Below are 19,168 nucleotides of genomic sequence, written 5' to 3'. Positions count from 1 at the left end.
GTGAAACAATGATGTAAAGTAAAAATGACAGCCACATAAAACAGTTATTAATAAAGGTTAGTAAATAAGGGTCGATGAGCTTTAACGTTGCCGGTGTATCATTTATTATAATGAAATTCAGCACCTTCCATCAGTGGATGTTTTCCATACAATCCTTCTTTATCCACCTGCAAAGTGAAATTCCTGAAAAACACCTCCATAAGCCAGGGCTCAAAGCGGAACTCAAAATAATTATGCGTAGTATCCGCAACAGAAAAGGTAGAAGAACGCTCGGGACAGAATTCAAATAGCAAGGTGATGGAATCGATGGCCTGCTTTGGCAATACGATCATTCCTTTTTGATCGGCTTCCAGCATTTCAGCAGTATTACCAGGGCCTATCCTGGCATGTACAAAACGCAGTAACGCTGCGTTCTTTTCTGTGATGCGGATAGTGATTTGATTGCCTGGTACCTTCTTACTGGTCACCAGTGCAAAATCCCTGGCCGGCTGCGGCTTGCTGTTGAGGATTACTTTCCCTTCTTTCTCCTCCCATTGACCGGTACCATAACGGTCGAGGGCACCATAAGAAAAGAAGAACTGGAAAGTAGCATCGGGATTCAATTTAAAACCAGAGGCCACTTCCATCACGCCTCTCAGATAATACTCACCTGCCATAGTTGAAGTGGTTTGCGCCTGTATATAAAAGACAGGCAGTAATAAAACAGATGTAAACAGCCATTGTGTATACCGGGTGATCATCATTTCGATACAAAGTAACCAAGTGCCCGGCGATCGCCATAGGGGCAATTAGCAAACCGCCTGATTTAGTTAATAAACGGTAGCAAATGCTTCATAGAATGCAAACCAGCAGTCTTGGTCTATTAACGACCGGATCTGTACCATGAATAGCAGAAATAACCTATCCAACAACCTGTTACGTTGGTTTTCAAACATGTATGCATGAAAAAGATCGCTTTTATCATGTATTTACCTTAGGTCATAAAAACCGTCAGTTCATCCTGTTCTTTTGACAGCAAGTCCCAATTCGCTTTCCTTGTGCTGTAATCTTCTTTAGCTTTAGTTAACTAAAACAAACCTGCATGAAAAACGAATTGCTGACTGCTGCGGCTGTGCTACTCCTCCTCTCCAACACGGTTGCCCAACTCACCACTACGCCCGATGGCGGTAACAGGAAAGCCGAGGTAAGTGAGAATATCGGCATTACCAATGTAAGTATTGAATACGGCCGTCCGGCTGTAAAAGGTCGGGAAGGCAAGATATGGGGCAACCTGGTGCACAAAGGTTTTACAGACCTAGGATTTGGCACCAGCAAAAATGCTCCCTGGCGGGCAGGCGCCAACGAGAATACAGTGATAGCATTTACTACGCCGGTGATGATTGAAGGTAAACCGGTACCGGCGGGCAAATACGGTTTATTCATTGCTTACGACTCTCTCGCTTCTACGGTTATTCTTTCTAAAAACTATACCTCCTGGGGTAGCTTCTTTTACAATGATAAAGAAGATGCGGTGCGAGTGACGGTTAAACCCATGCCACTTGATAAAAGTGTGGAGTGGCTCAAATATGAATTCCTCAATCAGACCGATTCATCGGCCACCGTGGCGCTGGAATGGGAGAAACTCATGATCCCCTTCCGGGTGTCAACGGATTATGTCAACATCCAGCTGGAATCTTTCCGTAAGGAGCTGCGCAGTGAGAAAAGCTTTAATCCAGGCTGGCAAAACTACAACCAAGCCGCCGTCTATTGTCTGGTGCACAATACAAACTTTGAAGAAGGATTAGCCTGGGCGGAAGAAGCGGTCAACGGCACATTTGTGGGTAATAAGAACTTCACCACGCTTTCTACGAAAGCGCAGTTACTGGCCAGGTTGAACCGGGGGGCGGAAGCGGAGGCCTTGATGAAAGAAGCGTTGCCACTGGGCAATCCCGCACAGATCCATAATTATGCGAGGCAGTTACTACAGCAAAAGAAATACAAGGAAGCATTCGATGCTTTCAAACTGACTACGATAAGAATCCCAATACCTTCACCACCAATATGGGTATGACGAGAGGGTATTCAGCGCTCAAAGATTACAAGAAAGCGACAGAATATGCTTTGAAAGCCCTTCCACAAGCGCCCGACAAAGTGAATAAGGACAATGTGATGAGGATCCTACAGCTGCTGCAGGACGGAAAGGATGTAAATTAATGTCGGATGTCGGATGTAGAATTTAGGATTCTCCGAATGCGAGTTGTCGATTAAATCATAACCCGCTGATAAAGCCAAACTATATCAGCGGGTTCGTTATTTATAAGTAATCAGTGAGTTCAATTCGCGTCAGCAATACTACATCCTACATCCGAAATTCGAAATCAATTACATCCCAGCAGTTCGCAAAGCTTTGATTGCAATCCTGCTCCGCGTAGGTTTTTACCGATGATCTTACCAGTAGGGTCAATGAGGAAGTTTTGAGGTATGCCCTCTACTTTATACAGGCGGGCTACTTCATTGCTCCAGAATTTCAGGTCGCTCACCTGGGTCCAGGCAAGATTATCATCTTTGATGGCCTGTAACCAGGATTGCTTTTCTCTGTCGAGGGATACACCCAGTACGGTGAAATTCTTATCCTTGAATTTGTTGAAAGCGGTCACTACATTGGGGTTCTCCATGCGGCAGGGCTTGCACCAGCTGGCCCAGAAATCTACCAGCACATATTTGCCCCGGAAGGAAGCCAGGGAGACGGGCTTACCAGTGGTATCATTCTGGCTAAACTCTATGGCCTGGCTGCCAATGGCGCCGATCTTACTATCATCAATGCGCTGTTTCAGGATCTTGCCATAAAAGCCCTGTTGACCGTTAGCAGCAAGCAGGTTAAAATGCTTTTCGAGAATGCTGATATCCTGCTCCAGTTCGCTGGTTACTACCAACACGAAAGGGGCCACGGGAGAACCTTTCTTTTCGATGGTAAACTTTTCAATAGCAGCCTTTGTTTTTTCCACGTGATTCATATAAGCCACCATGATGGAATCGCCAGGTTGCACATTGGGTGTAGCGTATAGCTGCTGGTTCATTTCTGTCAGCTTCTTGAAAAGAGGGTTGAAAGTGCTTTGGAAGGTAACGAAGTCATCGTGTACAGGAGAGCCCTTTACCTGGATGTCCTGCACCTTCTCCACATTACCCTGTACGGTAACATTGTCATTGCCGATGAACAGGATGGTCTTCTTTTCCACCCCATCAAAATTCAACTGGTAAAGATTGGCCTCTTTGATGGATCCTTTCAGTTCAAACACGCCCTTTTCCACCTTGCCGCGGGCCAGGGTGTCGGTTGCATTGTTAACATCCGTGAGGGTCACTTTGGACGCCTCGGGCAGGCCCATCACATTTCCCTTGATCACAAACCCCGACTGAGCCAGTAATCCCATGGGTATTAATAATATGCATACCAGTAACTGCTTCATAGAGAGCTATTTATTTTGAATGACGCTGCCGTAGAATGTTCACGACGGACTCTAAATTATGACCTTTTGCGTTAAGTAAAATCAAATAATGGAAAAGCAGGTCAGCGGCTTCATTGAGGAAAAGATCATCATTTGAATCTTTGGCTTCGATCACCAGTTCCACGGCTTCCTCCCCCACTTTTTGGGCCATTTTATTGATGCCTTTACCAAAGAGTTGCTTTACGTAGGATTTCTCGTCGGAACTCTTTTTACGCAGCTCTATAATGTCTTCCAGGTAATACAGGAAATCTTCCTGGTGGTTCCTTTCACTCCAGCAGGTATCGGCACCTGTATGGCAGGTAGGGCCCAGGGGCTGTGCTTTGATAAGCAGGGTATCATTGTCACAATCGGACATGATCTCTTTCACCAGTAAGTGATTGCCACTCTCCTCGCCTTTGGTCCACAAACGCTTTTTACTGCGGCTGTAAAAAGTAACCTTGCCTTCGGACATGGTTTTCTTCACGGCCTCTTCATTCATAAACCCCAGCATCAATACTTTATGGGTTTTGAAATCCTGCACTATAGCAGGTACCAGTCCATCGGTGTATTTTGAATAATCTACTTTCATGTTTAATCTGTATGCTGAGTTCGGTCTTGTGTATTCTCTTTTTTCTTCGCCCGTAATGATTCCATTAGCTCCTCCTGCTTTTCATGCAGTCTTCCATGCCGGTCCGCTTCACGGTCCATCTGCTTGTTCTTTATGTAATTGAAGAGCACCAGCATGATGCCGGCACTAACAGCAAGGAAAAGAATAACAGATGGGATCATACTGGTCTGATTGCGATTTGCTTACCCTGCAAATATCCCTTTAATTCCGGAATACTGATCTCCTTAAAATGGAAGATACTGGCAGCGAGGGCTGCATCGGCCTTTCCCTGTTCAAATACATCCACAAAATGCTGCATGGTGCCGCCGCCGCCGCTGGCGATCACCGGCACGGGCAGGGCTTCTGCCAGCCGGCGGGTGATATCGAGGGCAAATCCCTGTTTGGTGCCATCGTGGTTCATGGAAGTGAGCAGAATCTCTCCGGCGCCCAGGTCTACGCCTTGTTTGGCCCAGTCAAAACAGGTGACTTCGGTTTTCACACGCCCCCCGTTGAGGTATACATACCATTCACCATCGGCTTCCAGGCGGGTATCAATGGCCAGCACCACACATTGACTGCCAAACTCCCTGGCCAGTTCCCCGATCAGTTCCGGGCGCTTAAAGGCTGCGGTATTCACGGATATTTTATCGGCTCCGTTTTGCAGCAATACCTGCACATCTTCCACGCTGCTTATACCACCGCCCACGGTAAACGGGATATTGATATGGTGGGCTATCCGGTTGACCAGCTCACTTAAAGTCTTCCTTCTCTCATTGGTTGCCGTAATATCCAGGAATACCAGTTCATCGGCGCCCTGCTGTGCATACAGGGCGCCCAGTTCTACGGGGTCGCCTGCATCGCGCAGATTCATAAAATTGGTTCCTTTTACCGTGCGGCCGTCCTTGATATCCAGGCAGGGTATAATTCGCTTTGTTAACACTTCGATAGTTTTATTAGCTTATAATTTTGCGAGGTCATTGATGGTAACATGCCCCTCATAAATAGCTTTGCCAATGATGGCGCCACTGCAGCCGATCTCCTGCAGCTGCAATACATCGTTCATATTGCTCACGCCGCCACTGGCTATCAGGTTCAATGTCGGAAACTTCCTGATGATGTTTTGATACAGTTCCGTTGCAGGTCCCTGCAACAAGCCATCTTTACTCACATCGGTACAGAATATCTGCTGTACACCATGGGCCAGGTATTTTTCAATGAAATCATATATCCATATATCGGTGGTTTCCAGCCAGCCGCCTACGGCGATCTTCTCTTCTTTTACATCAGCCCCCAGCAGGAATTTATCGGCGCCATAGGTCAATAACCATTTTACAAACTCCTGCTCATTCTTTACGGCAATGCTGCCCACGGTGGCCAATGCTGCACCTGAATTAAATACAATGTCTACATCCTTATCGGTTTTGATGCCGCCACCGAAGTCGATCACCATTTTTATTTTGGCCGCAATGGTCTCCAATACCTTCCAGTTCTTCACGGCGCCGGCTTTGGCCCCATCAAGGTCTACCAGGTGCAGGCGCTCCAAACCCGCGCCTTCAAATTCCAGGGCTACTTCGAGTGGGTGCTCATTGTACACTTTCTTCTGTTGGTAATCGCCTTGGGTAAGGCGCACACATTTTCCATCAATAATATCAATAGCGGGAATGATCTGCATACGATGTTGTAACTGTTTTTCCATTTTAATAAAATCCAGGCCATACTTCTGCCAGGAAGTACCGGTGGCCTTCATACCAAACTTTTTATAAATGCTGGTGGCTGTCAGCCTGGCATTACACCAGATGGAGCGCTTGCCCTGGCGCTTTGCCCAATCCATTACATATTGCAGCAAGGCGGTGCCATAACCTTTTCCCTGGTGGGGATGAAGGGTGGCAAATTTCCTGAACTGCACCTGTCCCCATTCCTCAAATACGGAGATCACCGATACAGGCTCACCCTTTATATATACGCCCCAATGCAATCCTTTTTCATCTTCTCCCAGCTTTACAAAGTCAAGGTTTTCTTCGGGATACATGACCACCTGGCGTATCCTCCATACATCGGGCAATGGTACGGGTTTGATCTCCATCTTATATACTCAAAAAGTTCTTTAACAATTGCTCTCCCACCTTCGCGCTCTTCTCGGGGTGAAACTGCAGCCCGTAGAAATTATCGCGGTGCAGACCGGCGCTATAAGGTTGTACATAATCGGTGGTGGCGATGGTATGATCGCCCAGCGCAGCATAATAACCATGTACAAAATAACAATAGCTGTTTTCTGCTGTTTGTTTCAGAAGGTCTGTCTTCAGGTTGTAGATGGAATTCCAGCCTATTTGTGGCACTTTGAGGGTACTGCCAGCGGCGGGCTTAAACAACTTCACCTGCTCGGGAAAGATGCCCAGGCAGGGGGTATCATTTTCTTCGCTGTAGGCACACATCAATTGCATGCCCAGGCAGATGCCCAGTACAGGCTGTTGCAGGCTTTTCAACACTTCATCCAGTCCTCTTTCTTTCAGGTAGCGCATGGCGCTGCTGGCCTCGCCTACCCCCGGAAAGATCACTTTATCAGCCTGCCTGATCTGCTCATGGTCATCTGTCACCACGGCTTCCACACCGATCCTTTCCAAGGCATACAATACAGATTGAATATTACCGGCATTGTATTTAACGATCACTAAACTCATAATGATATTATTATCAGGGTGAGCCGCCTTTGAAAGGCGACCCACCCGTGACGTTTTTATTGTAAGACCTTATTCAAAAATTGCTCAATGGCGGCTGGTACTTCTTTTTCCATTTTGTTTTCCAGGGCTTGTATAAATGCAGTACCGATGATAGCACCCTGCGTATAGGCACAGGCAGCTTCAAAGCTCGCTTTGTCTTTAATACCAAAACCCACCAATATGGGGTTGCTCAGTTTCATATCCTGCAAGCGTTGCAGGTAAGCACTTACACCGCCCATGTCTTTGTCTTTCCCGGTAGTGGAAGAAGAAGATACGGCATAAAGAAAACCGGTACTGAGGGCATTCAGTTTCCGGATACGTTCTGCAGAAGTTTCCGGGGTTACCAGGAAGATGAAATCCAGGCCATACTTTTTGATGATGGGACCGTATTCTGTTTCAAATTCATGCTCAGGAAGATCGGGTAATATCAGCCCATCGATCCCTACAGCGGCTGCATCGGCACAAAACTTTTCAAATCCATATTGTAATACAGGGTTCATATACCCCATCAGGATCACCGGCACATGGATATGGCCTCCCCGCAGTCCGCCACTGCCACCGCCTTCTGCATCGACGGTCCCTTTTTTACTTCTCATATCCTTCAGCTGTGCAAACAGCTTTTTGATGGTCATACCATTGGCCAGGGCAATGCTGCTGCTGGCCTGTATCACCGGGCCATCGGCCAGGGGATCGCTGTAAGGCATACCCAGCTCGATGAGGTTGGCCCCATTATCCTGCAAGGCCTGCATCACGGGCAGGGTGCTATCTGCCTGCGGATAACCTGCTGTACAATAAATATTCAACACATGGTCTTTCTTCCTTTTGAATAACTCCTGTATCCTGCTCATGTTGTTTACTTAACGCGTAATGTTATTATTTAGAGAATCTCATACTCTTCATGCCTAAAGAGTAAAGAGCTGTTAGCTTTTAGCCTTTAGCTGTTAGCGAACAGCCGGCGACGAATGGCTAAATCCTAATACCTAAAAGCTAATACCTATTCCTCCATTGCCTTCATGTATGTGGCGAGGTCCTTATCGCCCCTGCCCGACAAACAAAGCACCACCACATCACTTGATTTAAAGGACAGTTGGTTCAATGCTGATAAAGCATGGGCGGATTCCAGTGCCGGGATGATTCCTTCCAGCTTGGCGAGGTTAAAGGCTGCCTTCAATGCATCCTCATCGGTAGCACTTAAGAACTTAGCGCGGCCTGTTTCGTACAAGTGGGCATGCAGGGGGCCAATGCCGGGGTAATCAAGTCCTGCTGAAATACTGTGTGGCTCTACTACCTGTCCGTCTTCTGTTTGCATCACCAGGCTTTTGCTGCCGTGCAGTACACCAGGTTTTCCCAGTTGGGTGGTAGCAGCGCTCATGCCGCTGTCAACACCATGGCCAGCTGCTTCTATCGCTACCAATTGCACGTTAAATTCTTCCAGGAAATGGTAGAAGGCGCCGGCTGCATTGCTGCCGCCACCTACACAAGCCAATACATGGGAAGGGAATTCACTGCCTGTTTCTTCTTTCAGCTGGCGGCGTATCTCTTCACTGATCACGCTTTGAAAACGGGCCACCATATCCGGGTAAGGGTGCGGCCCTACTACGCTGCCAATGATATAATGGGTGTCCCCGGGGTTATTGATCCAGTCGCGGATAGCTTCGTTGGTAGCATCCTTCAGGGTCTTACTGCCGCTGGTGGCAGGGATCACGGTAGCGCCCAGCATTTTCATCCGGGCCACATTGGGCGCCTGCCGCTCGATGTCTTTTTCACCCATGTATACGATGCATTCTACGCCTTTCAATGCACACACGGTAGCAGTAGCTACGCCATGCTGACCTGCTCCTGTTTCTGCAATAATGCGTTTCTTGCCCAGGCGCTCTGCCAGTAATATCTGGCCGATGGTATTGTTGATCTTATGGGCGCCGGTATGACAAAGGTCTTCCCGCTTGAGGTAGATCTTTGTATTGAATTGTTTGCTCAGCCGCTGGGCCAGGTACAAGGGAGTAGGTCTGCCCACATAGTTTTTCAGGAGATCGTGAAACTCTTTCTGAAAAGAGGCATCGTACATAATCTGAAGATACCGGTTCTTCAGTTCTTCTACATTGCGGTGCAGCATTTCGGGGATATAAGCGCCGCCGAAATTTCCGTAGTATCCAAATATATTTGGCTGCTGGTAGGTTCCTTTATATTGCCCCAGGGGCATCGTTCGATTGATCATTGGTCTGCTATTTTATATTCTCTTATGTCAGGGTGAGCCGCCCTTTGAGGGCGACCCACCCTTTAGACGCCTTCGACAGGCTCCTGACATTAATTTGTTTACTCATCTTTCCTCTGGCTGTACCGGTGTTGCCAGTACCAGTTGCAGGAATTTCAGGTCAAGCCATCGGCCAAACTTATATCCCACCTGCCGGAAGTTCGCTACTTCTTTAAACCCAAACTTTTCATGCAATTGAATGCTGGCTTTGTTGCTGGCATCGATACCGGCCAGTATGGTATGCATGTTTAGTTGGGTAGCGGCTTCGATCAATGGTGGTATCAACAGTTTCCCAATGCCCTTGCCTCTTACATCCGATGCCACGTATATTGAATTCTCGACGGAATATTTGTAAGCTGCCCAGGCCCTGAAGGGACCTATGGAACTAAAGCCCACTACCCTGCCCGCTTCTTCTGCTACAAATACCGGGAATCCCTGCTCCTTTTTGGTATCCCACCACTGCTTTCGCATGGCAGGGGTATGCGGTTTATAATCATATACCGCCGTGGTATTTACAATGATATCATTGTAGATGACCAATATTTCCGGAAGGTCTTTTTCTTCCGCCAAACGAACAGTAACCATGCTACTGATTTTAATACTTTGAAAGAACTTGTTGCCTTGTCATTTGGACTTCCCTTTGTCATTTCGACTCGCTTTTTTTGTCATTTCGACCGCAGGGAGAAATCTCCTATCGACGCAAGCAGATTTCTCACTCCGCTTCGCTCCGTTCGAAATGACAATAAAATTTGATTCGCCACCTCATAACTTCACCTTATCAACAAACGCCTTCACTTTCTCCATATCCTTCACCCCGGGAGTCAATTCAAACTTGCTGTTGATATCTATTGCAAATAAAGCTTTGGCTACTGGTTGCTGTGAAAAGGCCTTCAGTTCTTCTTCGTCGCCCGGCTCAATACCACCACTCAGGAAGAAAGGCTTGCCGATAGTACTGTTCCTCAACATGCTCCAGTCAAACTTTTTGCCTGTGCCGCCGTATCCCACACCCATGGTATCAAACATAAACATATCGCACACATCCATATAGGGTTTGATCATCCATTCCACACTGTCATTGTCACTCAAACGGAATGCTTTTACCACAGATACATAATCGGCGATCTTCTCGCAATACTTGGGTGGTTCATCGCCATGCAGCTGTACCATGTGCAGGCGGCATTCATCTACCAGGTGCAGTACCTCTTCAATAGGCGCATTGACAAATACGCCCACCTTATTGATATTATTGAATTTGCGGATCTGTGTAGTCGTCATGTGCTTAAACACATACCGCGGACTTTTAGGATAAAAAATAAAACCGGCAAAGGTGACGCCCATGGCAGCCAATGCTTCTACCTGGTCGGGTTGTGTCATGCCGCAAACTTTTACTCTCATGTGTTGTCAGATTTTAAGTGTTAGTTGTATCTGGCAAATCAATCGTCCATCCGATGGTATGGTGGTTGACCACATCATTGGATGGCTTTCACGAACTGCTCAAAGGCAAGACCTGGATTGGGTTCTTTCATAAAGTTCTCTCCGATGAGAAAACCCCTGAATCCATGATCACGGAACAGGCGGATATTTTCTACGGAAGAAATACCGCTTTCCGCGATCTTCACTTTACCGGCCGGGATGCGCAGTGCCATAGCCAGGCTGCGTTCAATATCAACCGCAAAGGTTTTCAGGTTGCGGTTATTGATCCCTACCAATACCGTTTCTTCACAAATGTGTTCCAGTTCTTCCTCCCCATGCAATTCCAATAAAACTTCCAGTTGCAGGCTTTGGGCAAAAGCGGCCAGGCGCTTCACGTCAGCTGGTGTCAGACAGGCTGCGATGAGCAAAATTACATCGGCTCCCATTGCTTTGGCTTCTACGATCTGGTATTCATCAATGATAAAATCCTTCCGCAGGATCGGGATCTGGTTTACCCTGGCTTTCACCAGGTCTTCGGTACTGCCGCCAAAAAAGCCAGCATCTGTCAATACAGATAAACCAGAAGCCCCATTCTGTGCATAAGCGGTGGTTACCGCCACTACATCGGCCTCTCCGTTAATGACCCCTTTGGAAGGCGATTGCCGCTTAAATTCGGCAATAATACCTGTTTTGCTATCATCCAGCAAAAACTGCTTCAATGACAATACAGGGCGTGCAAAAGCCGGGCTTTTTTCCAGGTCGGCCATGCTGGTCACCGCTTTCCTTCCCGCTACTTCTTTTCTTTTGTACGCAATTATTTTATCCAGAATATTCATCGATCCGCTTGTTGTATTTTATTACTTATTAATCATCGAACCAGCCCTCTCATCAACCATTCACGGCTCACTATTCACGACTGCAGCCCGACCAGTTTATCGAGCGCTGCTTTCGCTTTTCCGCTCTCCAGACTTTCTACAGCCGCCGCATAGGCATCATCATACTTTTTGTATTGGCCGGTGCAATGCAGGGCCATCGCAGCATTGGCCAACACCACGGCATTCTGTGACCAGCTGCCTTCGCGGTTCAATATCTTCACAAATATTTTGGCAGCTTCTTCTACACTATTGCCTCCGGAAATATCTGCCGCCATCACCATGCGCTTACCCAACTGCTCAGGCGTCATCACCCGTTCGCCGGAATTGGTGATCACCTTGGTATCGTTGGTGAGGGATATTTCATCATACCCATCCAGTCCGTGAATGATGGTAAATGCCTTATCGGTTTGTTGCAACAAATAATTGTAGATACGCGCCATCTCCAGGCTGTATACACCTACCAGCTGAAAGGCTGGCGAAGCAGGATTGACCATGGGCCCCAGCATATTGAAGAAAGTACGTACGCCCAGGTTTTTCCGGATGGGGCCTACTGTCTTTAAGGCCGGATGAAAGAGGGGTGCATGCAGAAAACAAATATTAGCTTCTTCTACTTCCTTCTTCAACTGCGCGGCATCATTCTTAAACTTATAGCCCAGTTGCTCCATTACGTTCGAAGCACCGCTGATGGAAGAAGCGCCATAATTGCCATGCTTGGACACTTTTTGCCCGGTACCCGCTACCACAAAACAGGCCAGGGTGGAAATATTGAACGTATTCTTTCCATCGCCACCGGTACCTACAATATCAATGGTAGCATGGCCATTGAGGTCTACCGGCACACAAAGCTCCAGCAAGGCATCCTGGAAGCCCTGCAGCTCTTCGATGGTGATACTGCGCATCAGGTATACGGTCATGAAGGAAGTAACCTCATGCTCGTTGTATACGCCTTTGCCGATATTGACCAACACTTCCTTCGCAGTAGCCCTGCTGAGGGATTTGTGTTCAAATAACAACTGTAATATCTTTTTCATAATTAGTTTTTCAACCAGTTACGTAATATTTGTTCGCCTACGGGTGTCAGTACACTTTCGGGGTGAAACTGAACGCCCTGTACATCGTACTTTTTATGCTGCAAAGCCATAATAAAGTTATTGGCTTCCCGGGCGGTGATCTCCAACTCTTTCGGGAAACCTTCCTCACTGATAACCCAGCTATGGTAACGGCCTACTTCAATTTCGGCAGGCAGTCCTGCAAAGAGGGGCGCCTTGCGATCCAGTATCTGGCAGGGCGTAGCCACGCCGTGGTATACGGTACTCAGGTTTACCAGTTTGCCACCGAAGGCTTGTCCAATGGCCTGGTGCCCCAGGCATACGCCCAGGATGGATTTGGAAGCAGCATATTCTTTGATCAACGGCAACAACAGGCCTGCTTCTTCCGGAATACCCGGACCGGGTGACAAAATGATCTTGTCATACTCCTTTACTTTCTCCAAAGGGATCTGGTCGTTACGGAATACCTCTACTTTCTGGTGCAATATCTTTTCTACCAAATGCACCAGGTTGTAAGTGAACGAATCGTAATTGTCAAAAACTAATATCCGGGTCAATGTAATGGGTTTTATTAGTTAGCGGCGAGCTTTGAGCTACGAGCTGCGAGCAAAACAGCCCGCGACCCGTAAATCGAAGCGTTATTATTTAGATATCTCTTCTGCAAAAACAATGGCCTTTTTCAGGGCGCCTAGTTTGTTATTCACTTCCTGCAATTCGCTTTCCGGTTTGCTGGCGGCCACTACCCCGGCTCCTGCCTGGTAAAACAAGGTGTTTTGCCTGCTCAGGAAAGTACGGATCATGATGGCGTGGATGCAAGTGCCATCAAATCCCATGAAACCAATGGCGCCGCCATAGTAACTGCGGGTAGTAGGTTCATAAGAGTCGATCAGCTCCATGGCCCTGAATTTAGGCGCTCCACTCAAAGTGCCTGCGGGAAATGTTTTAGCCATCAATTCAAAAGGATTGGCATTGGGCCGCACTTTACCAGTCACCTCACTTACCAGGTGGATCACATGGCTGTAGTATTGTACTTCCCGGTAATGCTCTACTGCGACTTCATCGCATACCCTGCTCAGGTCATTACGCGCCAGGTCTACCAGCATTACGTGCTCGGCATTCTCTTTGGCATCTTTCAATAAACGGTCGGCCTCCAGTTTATCCGTTTCATCATCACCGGTGCGTTTAAAAGTACCGGCAATAGGATGTACTACTGCCTTGCCTTGCTGGATCAGTATCTGGGATTCGGGAGAAGAGCCCATGAGTTTATAATCGCCGTAATCGAAAAAGAATAAATAAGGAGAAGGATTGATGCTGCGCAGGGCCCTGTATACATTGAACTCATCGCCCTGGAAGGCTTGTTGAAAGCGGCGGCTCAATACGATCTGGAATACATCGCCGCGGAAACAGCTCTGGATACCCTTGGTCACCATCTCGCGGTAGGCTTCATCGGTCATATTGGATACCTCTTCACCTTGTGCTTTAAAAGGATATACGGGTACATCCTTGCTGCGGATAAGGGACTCTACTATTGATAAGTCGCTGTCCAATCCCTTGATCACATTTTCACAGATGAACAGTTCGTCTTTATAATGGTTGATGGCAATCACGTATTGATACAGGCGGTAGCGCATCAGGGGAATATCCGGGGTTACGCTGCCGGACTTCAACTGTATGGTGTCGAAGAACTGTACCGCATCGAAGGTAGTATAGCCATACAGTCCCTGGGCAAACCGGCTTTCTTTGGTGGAGGTTCCGGTCACCTCAAACCGCTGCATGAAATCCCATAGCAGCTGCGGCACTTCCTGCACATCCTTTACAGTGATCTTTTCAGGGGTTTCGCCCGGCCATTTGAATTCAATGCTGCGGGTGGAGGTGATCTCCATACCGGCGATGGCATTGATACAAATGAAGGAATAACTGTTATCGGCCGCATGGTGATCGGTGCTTTCCAGCAATACCGTATCGCGGAAACGGTCCCGCACACGCAGGTAGATACCCACGGGGGTATACACATCGGCCAGCATCTTTTTACAATTCGTCTGAATAGCTATTTTTTTCATGCCTGGTCCCTCTGAAAGAAATTTATAGTTGATAAAGAATAAAATAAAAAAGCCCCGATGATACATCGGGGCCCTGAATATAGTGTTATAAAACAACAATAGCAGCGTTACAAGCCCCGTTTAGAGTTTGTATGCCACCACCACTGATTATTTTGTTTGTTCAATACCATTGTAGTGCAAATATGCGGTAGCAATTCCATTCTGCCAAAAAAAATCCAAAAGGGACCAGATCCAAGAAAACGTTAATGTGAGGGTAACCCTGTGTAACTCCGGCTGTTGCTTTATCTTTAGAGCATGAACCCCATCATCTTTATCCTCCCGGGCCTCAATAACTCCGGCCCGCAACACTGGCAAACGCAATGGGAAACAGCTTACGGTTTTACCCGTATTGAGCAGCTTGATTGGGATACCCCGGTTTGCGAAGACTGGATCAACACCATCGATGCTGCTGTAACACAGCATGCCCCTCACAAGGTGATACTGGTAGGGCATAGTCTTGCCTGCTGCACCATTGTGCGTTGGGCTGCCCGGTACAACCGGGTGATCAAAGGCGCTTTACTGGTTGGTCCCAGTGATGTGGATGCCCCCAGCTATCCGCCCGGCACTACAGGCTTCATGCCCATGCCCCTGAACAAACTGCCTTTCCCGTCCATCACGGTGGCCAGCACAAATGATATGTATGTAACGATGGAGCGTGCGCAGCAATTTGCCGATGCCTGGGGCAGCCGCCTCGTGAATGTAGGCGACTATGGGCATATTAATTCAGCGAGCAACCTGGGGCTCTGGCCGGAAGGCATGGCCCTGCTCCAACAATTGTATTAAATTGCAGGATTCACCACAACACGTTAAAAGATGCTGATACAACACAAAGAAGGGAAGGTCAAAAGTATGTTCTATGTAGAACAGGATGGTAAAATACTGGCCGAAATGGTGTACTCGACGCCCAATGCCGGTCAAATGCTCATCGAACATACGGAAGTAGACGAATCACTCTCCGGCAAAGGCATCGGTAAACAACTTGTTTACGCTGCCGTGGAATATGCACGCACCAATAATATCAAGATCATACCGCTCTGCCCCTTCGCCAAGTCTGTGTTTGACAGGGTAAAGGAATGGCAAGATGTGCTGTTATAATTCCGGATGTAGGATGTAGGATGTAGGATGTAGGATTTCGAATTCTTTATGTGTAACAATATAAACAACTACGAACTTCCTGGTGGCTTAGAAAGTCCGGCGACCTGAATCTTTATTTGCGGGTACCAATCGCGGCAGCAATCCTACATGCTACATTCGAAATCCGTAATTACAACACCCCTTTCGTACTCGGCAAATAATTACTCAGCGGATCACGCTTTACGGCCATGCGGATGGCTTTGGCGAATGCTTTGAAGATCGCTTCTATTTTATGGTGTTCATTGTCGCCATGACATTCAATGTGCAGGTTGCACCTGGCGGCATCGGAGAATGATTTGAAGAAGTGGAAGAACATTTCAGTAGGCATCTCCCCTATCCTTTCCCGACGGAATTCTGCATTCCATACGATCCAGCTGCGGCCGCCGAAATCAATCAATACCTTGGCGTCTGCTTCATCCATAGGCAAGGCAAAACCATAACGTTCCATGCCCCGCTTATCGGCCAGGGCCTGTGCAAAGGCTTCACCCAAGGCAATACCAGTATCTTCAATGGTATGGTGCTCATCAATATGTAGGTCGCCATTGGCGCGGATGGTAAGGTCCATCTTACCATGACGAGCGATCTGGTCCAGCATATGGTCGAAGAAACCAAGTCCTGTAATGATGCGTGCTTTGCCGCTGCCATCCACATTGAGTTCGATCTTGATCTGTGTTTCGCTGGTATTGCGCTCATGGATCACAGTGCGCAATCCCAGTCGGAGGTATTCATAGATCTCACTCCATTTGGTGGTTTCCAGGGCGATCACATGTTGCAGTTCAGCTACTTTGTCCTTGATCTCACCGGCTCCCAGGGAAGCATCATTGTTGAGCCAGATGGCTTTACAGCCCAGGTTCTTGGCCAGTTGTACATCGGTGATGCGGTCGCCGATCACGTAGGAATTCTCAATATCGTAGGCCTCATTATTGAGGTATTGGGTGAGCATGCCGGTACCCGGTTTGCGGGTAGGTGCATTGTCCTTAGGAAAGGAGCGGTCAATATACGTAGCGCTGAAATGAATGCCTTCACCTTCCAGGCTCTTCATCACCAGGTTGTGCAATGGCCAGAAAGTATCTTCCGGAAACCCTGGCGTGCCCAATCCATCCTGGTTGGTCACGATCACCAGCTCATAGTCAAACTCACGGGCAATCCTTCCCATGTACTCAAACATACCGGGATAAAAAGTAAGCTTGTCATAAGAGTCCAGCTGATAAGTAGGAGGAGCTTCGTGGATCAATGTACCGTCGCGGTCGATGAATAACACTCTTTTCATGAAGAACAGAATTTAGAATCCAGTATCCAGAATCCAGAATATAGGAACCAGCACATGGAATTCACAATGAATAGTATTGTATTAATTAATTATAGATTTCGAGATTGCATTGTGGTAAGACTCAAGCATTCTACTCACTTCATCCAGCAAATCGCCCAAAGACTGGTTTTCACCATAATTAAGGTCCCTGGAAAGTATTAGGTAATACCTGCACTCTTCCAATGAACCTTGTGCAATATTCATAAACCTTGCCTTGTCTTTCCCACTTCGCTTTTTAAACCCTTCTGCAATATTGGCTGCTATCGAAACAGCGGCTCTTCTGAATTGCGAAGTTAGTCCATATACTTCTTCACGCGGAAAATTTCGTGTATAGCCATAAATACCGATAGTAAACTGGTGAGCTTTCTGCCATACAAACAGGTCTTCAAAACATTTTGCAGGTTGCATGTTAATAACATTGAGGTTAAGCAATTAATTAAACATGCTACCAATCAGTCTGCCTTTTAACCTGTATTTCTTCTGAATTCTGGATTCTATATTCTGTATTCTTATTTTGTCTTAGCGCGGATGGCTTTCACCTCTGCTACTGTGATCATATTCGCTTTATTGCCAAAACTGTTACGAACATAAGTTGTCACATCTGCAATCTCCTGATCTGTGAGATAGTCATGAGCAGCCATTACATTATCGTAGGTTTCACCATCCACTTCCACACCTTTCATGCCTTTCAGGATTACCTGTACGAGCTTTGTTTTATCGCCGGTCACCCAGGTGGTCTTGCTTAATGTAGGGGTCATATTGGGTACCCCACTCCCATCCTGCTGATGACAGGGCAGGCAATAAGTATCGTATACTTTTTTACCGTTCTCCAATACCTTTTTAGGCACTGGCTTTGGTTTTACCTGTGCGGCCATCAATAAAAAGGCGCCAGCACAAGTGATCAATAGCAATGTTTTTTGCATAGCAGCAAGTGTTTATTTTTTTGTGTAAGTTACTTTCCAGAGACGACCTTTCTTATCGTCGGAGATATACAGGGAACCATCAGGGCCCTGGGCCAGTCCGCAGGGACGGAACCTTGATTTGGCAGGCTCCCGGGATGCACCGGCAAAACCATCTGCAAAGATCTCATACTCGCCATTGGGCTTGCCATCCTTAAAAGGAAGGAATACGACAAAGTACCCGGCCTGTGGCTTGGGCGCCCGGTTCCAGGAACCATGGAAGGCCACAAAAGCGCCATTCCTGTATTTTTCGGGAAACTGGTTGCCGGTATAGAACATCAAGGCATTCGGCGCCCAGTGACCGGGAAATGCATAGACCGGTTTCTTCTTATCGGCACAAAGCCCCTCTTTCTTTTTATCGCCGCCATATTCCGGGGCCAGTACTTTCTTGTTTTGGTACCAATCGAAATAACAATAAGGCCAGCCAAAATCATCGCCCTTGTTGATCTGGAATAACTCTTCCGCAGGCAATTCTGCACTCTCGTCTTCATTGTACATTTCAGGGAACAGGGAGTTGAGGTTGTCCCGGCCGTGCTGCATCGCAAACAGCGAGTTGGTGGTTTGGTTCCAATCGAGCCCCATGATGTTGCGGATACCGGTAGCATACCGGATACCTTCGGGGTAAGACTGGTTGAGTTTATCGGCCTTGAACTGCCATACGCCGCCTACTGAATCCAGTAAGGGGCAGGGATAAGGGGAAGGAGAACCTTTTTTGCGGTCTTCCAGCTGACAGGCATTGGAAGGAGCGCCAATATTCACGTAAATATTGCCCACATTATCCAGCACCAGTGATTTGGTATTGTGTGTATTCCTGTCGATCAGGCCTGTGACGATCTTCTCCGGTTGTTCGGGATTGATCACTTCCTGCTTTTCATTCAGCTTGTAGCGAAATACTTCCTTATTGGAAGAGGCATACAAATAACCATCCTTGATGGTAATACCTGTACCGGCATAATTACCAAAGGCCGTTGTCTGGTCGGCAATACCATCGTTGTTGGTATCACGCAGGCGCAATATGCCATGCCCGTCTTTGATCCTGAACAACATGACATACAGGTCGCCATTCGCGGCAGTCACGATATGCCTGGCCCTGCCCACAGAATCGGCCACTACCACGGCCTTGAAGCCGGCAGGCAGTGTAATGCCTCCATTCTCTTCTACAGGCGCCGCCTTGCGGAGCCTGGGTTTTACATGCGTGGTGTCGTTGCCATAAGCAGCTGAGGCTGCCAAAAGAATAAGGGGGAGCACTTTGCTAATCCATTTCATGATGCTGGTATTCGTTAGATGAAAAATA

Annotated in this window: 23 protein-coding genes; 4 read left to right on the top strand and 19 right to left on the bottom strand. The window is 47.5% G+C overall.

Translation table 11 applies throughout. The features are described from left to right. Positions 1-98 precede the first annotated feature (98 nt). A complete protein-coding gene (locus tag D3H65_RS32060) occupies positions 99-743 on the bottom strand; it encodes a hypothetical protein (RefSeq protein ID WP_119054218.1) in 645 nt (214 codons plus the stop codon). A gap of 338 nt (positions 744-1,081) precedes the next feature. Here D3H65_RS32060 and D3H65_RS32055 point away from each other — a divergent pair, with 338 nt between their 5' ends. Then, on the top strand, positions 1,082-2,050 hold the full coding sequence (locus tag D3H65_RS32055; protein WP_211345582.1) for a DUF2911 domain-containing protein: 969 nt from the start codon (positions 1,082-1,084) through the stop codon (positions 2,048-2,050). Next, positions 2,041-2,193, top strand: a complete 153-nt coding sequence (locus tag D3H65_RS33230) for a hypothetical protein (protein WP_211345581.1) — start codon at positions 2,041-2,043, stop codon at positions 2,191-2,193. Before D3H65_RS32055 ends, D3H65_RS33230 begins: the two co-directional genes overlap by 10 nt. A 164-nt stretch (positions 2,194-2,357) precedes the next feature. On the opposite strand, the gene D3H65_RS32050 is transcribed toward D3H65_RS33230, so the two are convergent. From D3H65_RS32050 to D3H65_RS31985, 14 genes are all read right to left on the bottom strand, one after another. Next, on the bottom strand, positions 2,358-3,443 hold the full coding sequence (locus D3H65_RS32050) for a TlpA disulfide reductase family protein (protein ID WP_119054217.1): 1,086 nt from the start codon (positions 3,441-3,443) through the stop codon (positions 2,358-2,360). A 10-nt stretch (positions 3,444-3,453) separates the two neighbouring features. After that, a complete protein-coding gene (gene hisIE, locus D3H65_RS32045; protein ID WP_119054216.1) occupies positions 3,454-4,050 on the bottom strand; it encodes a bifunctional phosphoribosyl-AMP cyclohydrolase/phosphoribosyl-ATP diphosphatase HisIE in 597 nt (198 codons plus the stop codon). Between the two features lie 2 nt (positions 4,051-4,052). After that, on the bottom strand, positions 4,053-4,250 hold the full coding sequence (locus tag D3H65_RS32040; RefSeq protein ID WP_119054215.1) for a hypothetical protein: 198 nt from the start codon (positions 4,248-4,250) through the stop codon (positions 4,053-4,055). Beyond that, a complete protein-coding gene (gene hisF, locus D3H65_RS32035; RefSeq protein WP_119054214.1) occupies positions 4,247-5,008 on the bottom strand; it encodes an imidazole glycerol phosphate synthase subunit HisF in 762 nt (253 codons plus the stop codon). The genes D3H65_RS32040 and hisF overlap by 4 nt, the downstream gene beginning before the upstream one ends. Positions 5,009-5,026: 18 nt before the next feature. Next, positions 5,027-6,151, bottom strand: coding sequence for a 1-(5-phosphoribosyl)-5-[(5-phosphoribosylamino)methylideneamino]imidazole-4-carboxamide isomerase (gene hisA, locus D3H65_RS32030; RefSeq protein WP_119054213.1), 1,125 nt, complete (start codon positions 6,149-6,151; stop codon positions 5,027-5,029). A gap of 1 nt (position 6,152) precedes the next feature. After that, positions 6,153-6,746, bottom strand: a complete 594-nt coding sequence (hisH, locus tag D3H65_RS32025) for an imidazole glycerol phosphate synthase subunit HisH (protein WP_119054212.1) — start codon at positions 6,744-6,746, stop codon at positions 6,153-6,155. Positions 6,747-6,802: 56 nt separating this feature from the next. Then, positions 6,803-7,633: a tryptophan synthase subunit alpha gene (gene trpA / locus D3H65_RS32020; protein WP_119054211.1), complete on the bottom strand. Its 831-nt coding sequence runs from the start codon at positions 7,631-7,633 to the stop codon at positions 6,803-6,805. Between the two features lie 146 nt (positions 7,634-7,779). After that, positions 7,780-9,000 (bottom strand): tryptophan synthase subunit beta, encoded by a 1,221-nt coding sequence (trpB, locus tag D3H65_RS32015; protein WP_449406364.1) that lies wholly within the window; start codon positions 8,998-9,000, stop codon positions 7,780-7,782. 102 nt (positions 9,001-9,102) lie between these two features. Then, on the bottom strand, positions 9,103-9,621 hold the full coding sequence (locus D3H65_RS32010) for a GNAT family N-acetyltransferase (RefSeq protein WP_119054209.1): 519 nt from the start codon (positions 9,619-9,621) through the stop codon (positions 9,103-9,105). Positions 9,622-9,798: 177 nt separating this feature from the next. Beyond that, positions 9,799-10,431, bottom strand: a complete 633-nt coding sequence (locus D3H65_RS32005; RefSeq protein ID WP_119054208.1) for a phosphoribosylanthranilate isomerase — start codon at positions 10,429-10,431, stop codon at positions 9,799-9,801. A 74-nt stretch (positions 10,432-10,505) separates the two neighbouring features. Beyond that, positions 10,506-11,285, bottom strand: coding sequence for an indole-3-glycerol phosphate synthase TrpC (gene trpC / locus D3H65_RS32000; RefSeq protein ID WP_119054207.1), 780 nt, complete (start codon positions 11,283-11,285; stop codon positions 10,506-10,508). Between the two features lie 74 nt (positions 11,286-11,359). Continuing rightward, on the bottom strand, positions 11,360-12,355 hold the full coding sequence (gene trpD, locus D3H65_RS31995; protein WP_119054206.1) for an anthranilate phosphoribosyltransferase: 996 nt from the start codon (positions 12,353-12,355) through the stop codon (positions 11,360-11,362). Between the two features lie 2 nt (positions 12,356-12,357). After that, positions 12,358-12,930, bottom strand: coding sequence for an anthranilate synthase component II (locus D3H65_RS31990; protein WP_119054205.1), 573 nt, complete (start codon positions 12,928-12,930; stop codon positions 12,358-12,360). Between the two features lie 84 nt (positions 12,931-13,014). Continuing rightward, the gene (locus D3H65_RS31985; RefSeq protein ID WP_119054734.1) at positions 13,015-14,433 is read right to left on the bottom strand and encodes an anthranilate synthase component I family protein; all 1,419 of its coding nucleotides are present in this window, start codon (positions 14,431-14,433) and stop codon (positions 13,015-13,017) included. Between the two features lie 294 nt (positions 14,434-14,727). Here D3H65_RS31985 and D3H65_RS31980 point away from each other — a divergent pair, with 294 nt between their 5' ends. Further along, positions 14,728-15,255: an RBBP9/YdeN family alpha/beta hydrolase gene (locus D3H65_RS31980; protein WP_119054204.1), complete on the top strand. Its 528-nt coding sequence runs from the start codon at positions 14,728-14,730 to the stop codon at positions 15,253-15,255. 30 nt (positions 15,256-15,285) lie between these two features. Next, positions 15,286-15,567, top strand: coding sequence for a GNAT family N-acetyltransferase (locus D3H65_RS31975; protein ID WP_119054203.1), 282 nt, complete (start codon positions 15,286-15,288; stop codon positions 15,565-15,567). A 169-nt stretch (positions 15,568-15,736) separates the two neighbouring features. Here the strand turns inward: D3H65_RS31975 and hisB are convergent, their stop codons facing one another. The 4 genes from hisB to D3H65_RS31955 form a co-directional block, all read right to left on the bottom strand. Beyond that, entirely contained in the window at positions 15,737-16,876 is a 1,140-nt protein-coding gene (hisB, locus tag D3H65_RS31970; protein WP_119054202.1) for a bifunctional histidinol-phosphatase/imidazoleglycerol-phosphate dehydratase HisB, read from the bottom strand. Between the two features lie 81 nt (positions 16,877-16,957). Next, positions 16,958-17,323, bottom strand: coding sequence for a four helix bundle protein (locus tag D3H65_RS31965; RefSeq protein WP_119054201.1), 366 nt, complete (start codon positions 17,321-17,323; stop codon positions 16,958-16,960). A gap of 101 nt (positions 17,324-17,424) precedes the next feature. Beyond that, positions 17,425-17,838 (bottom strand): c-type cytochrome, encoded by a 414-nt coding sequence (locus D3H65_RS31960; RefSeq protein WP_119054200.1) that lies wholly within the window; start codon positions 17,836-17,838, stop codon positions 17,425-17,427. 12 nt (positions 17,839-17,850) lie between these two features. Further along, positions 17,851-19,140, bottom strand: a complete 1,290-nt coding sequence (locus tag D3H65_RS31955) for a PQQ-dependent sugar dehydrogenase (protein ID WP_119054199.1) — start codon at positions 19,138-19,140, stop codon at positions 17,851-17,853. Between the last annotated feature and the right edge of the window lie 28 nt (positions 19,141-19,168).

Source organism: Paraflavitalea soli (assembly GCF_003555545.1).
In the GTDB taxonomy this organism is placed as follows: domain Bacteria; phylum Bacteroidota; class Bacteroidia; order Chitinophagales; family Chitinophagaceae; genus Paraflavitalea; species Paraflavitalea soli.
The sequence above is the reverse complement of the archived record's forward strand: the minus strand, read 5'-3'. Positions and strand labels throughout refer to the sequence as shown.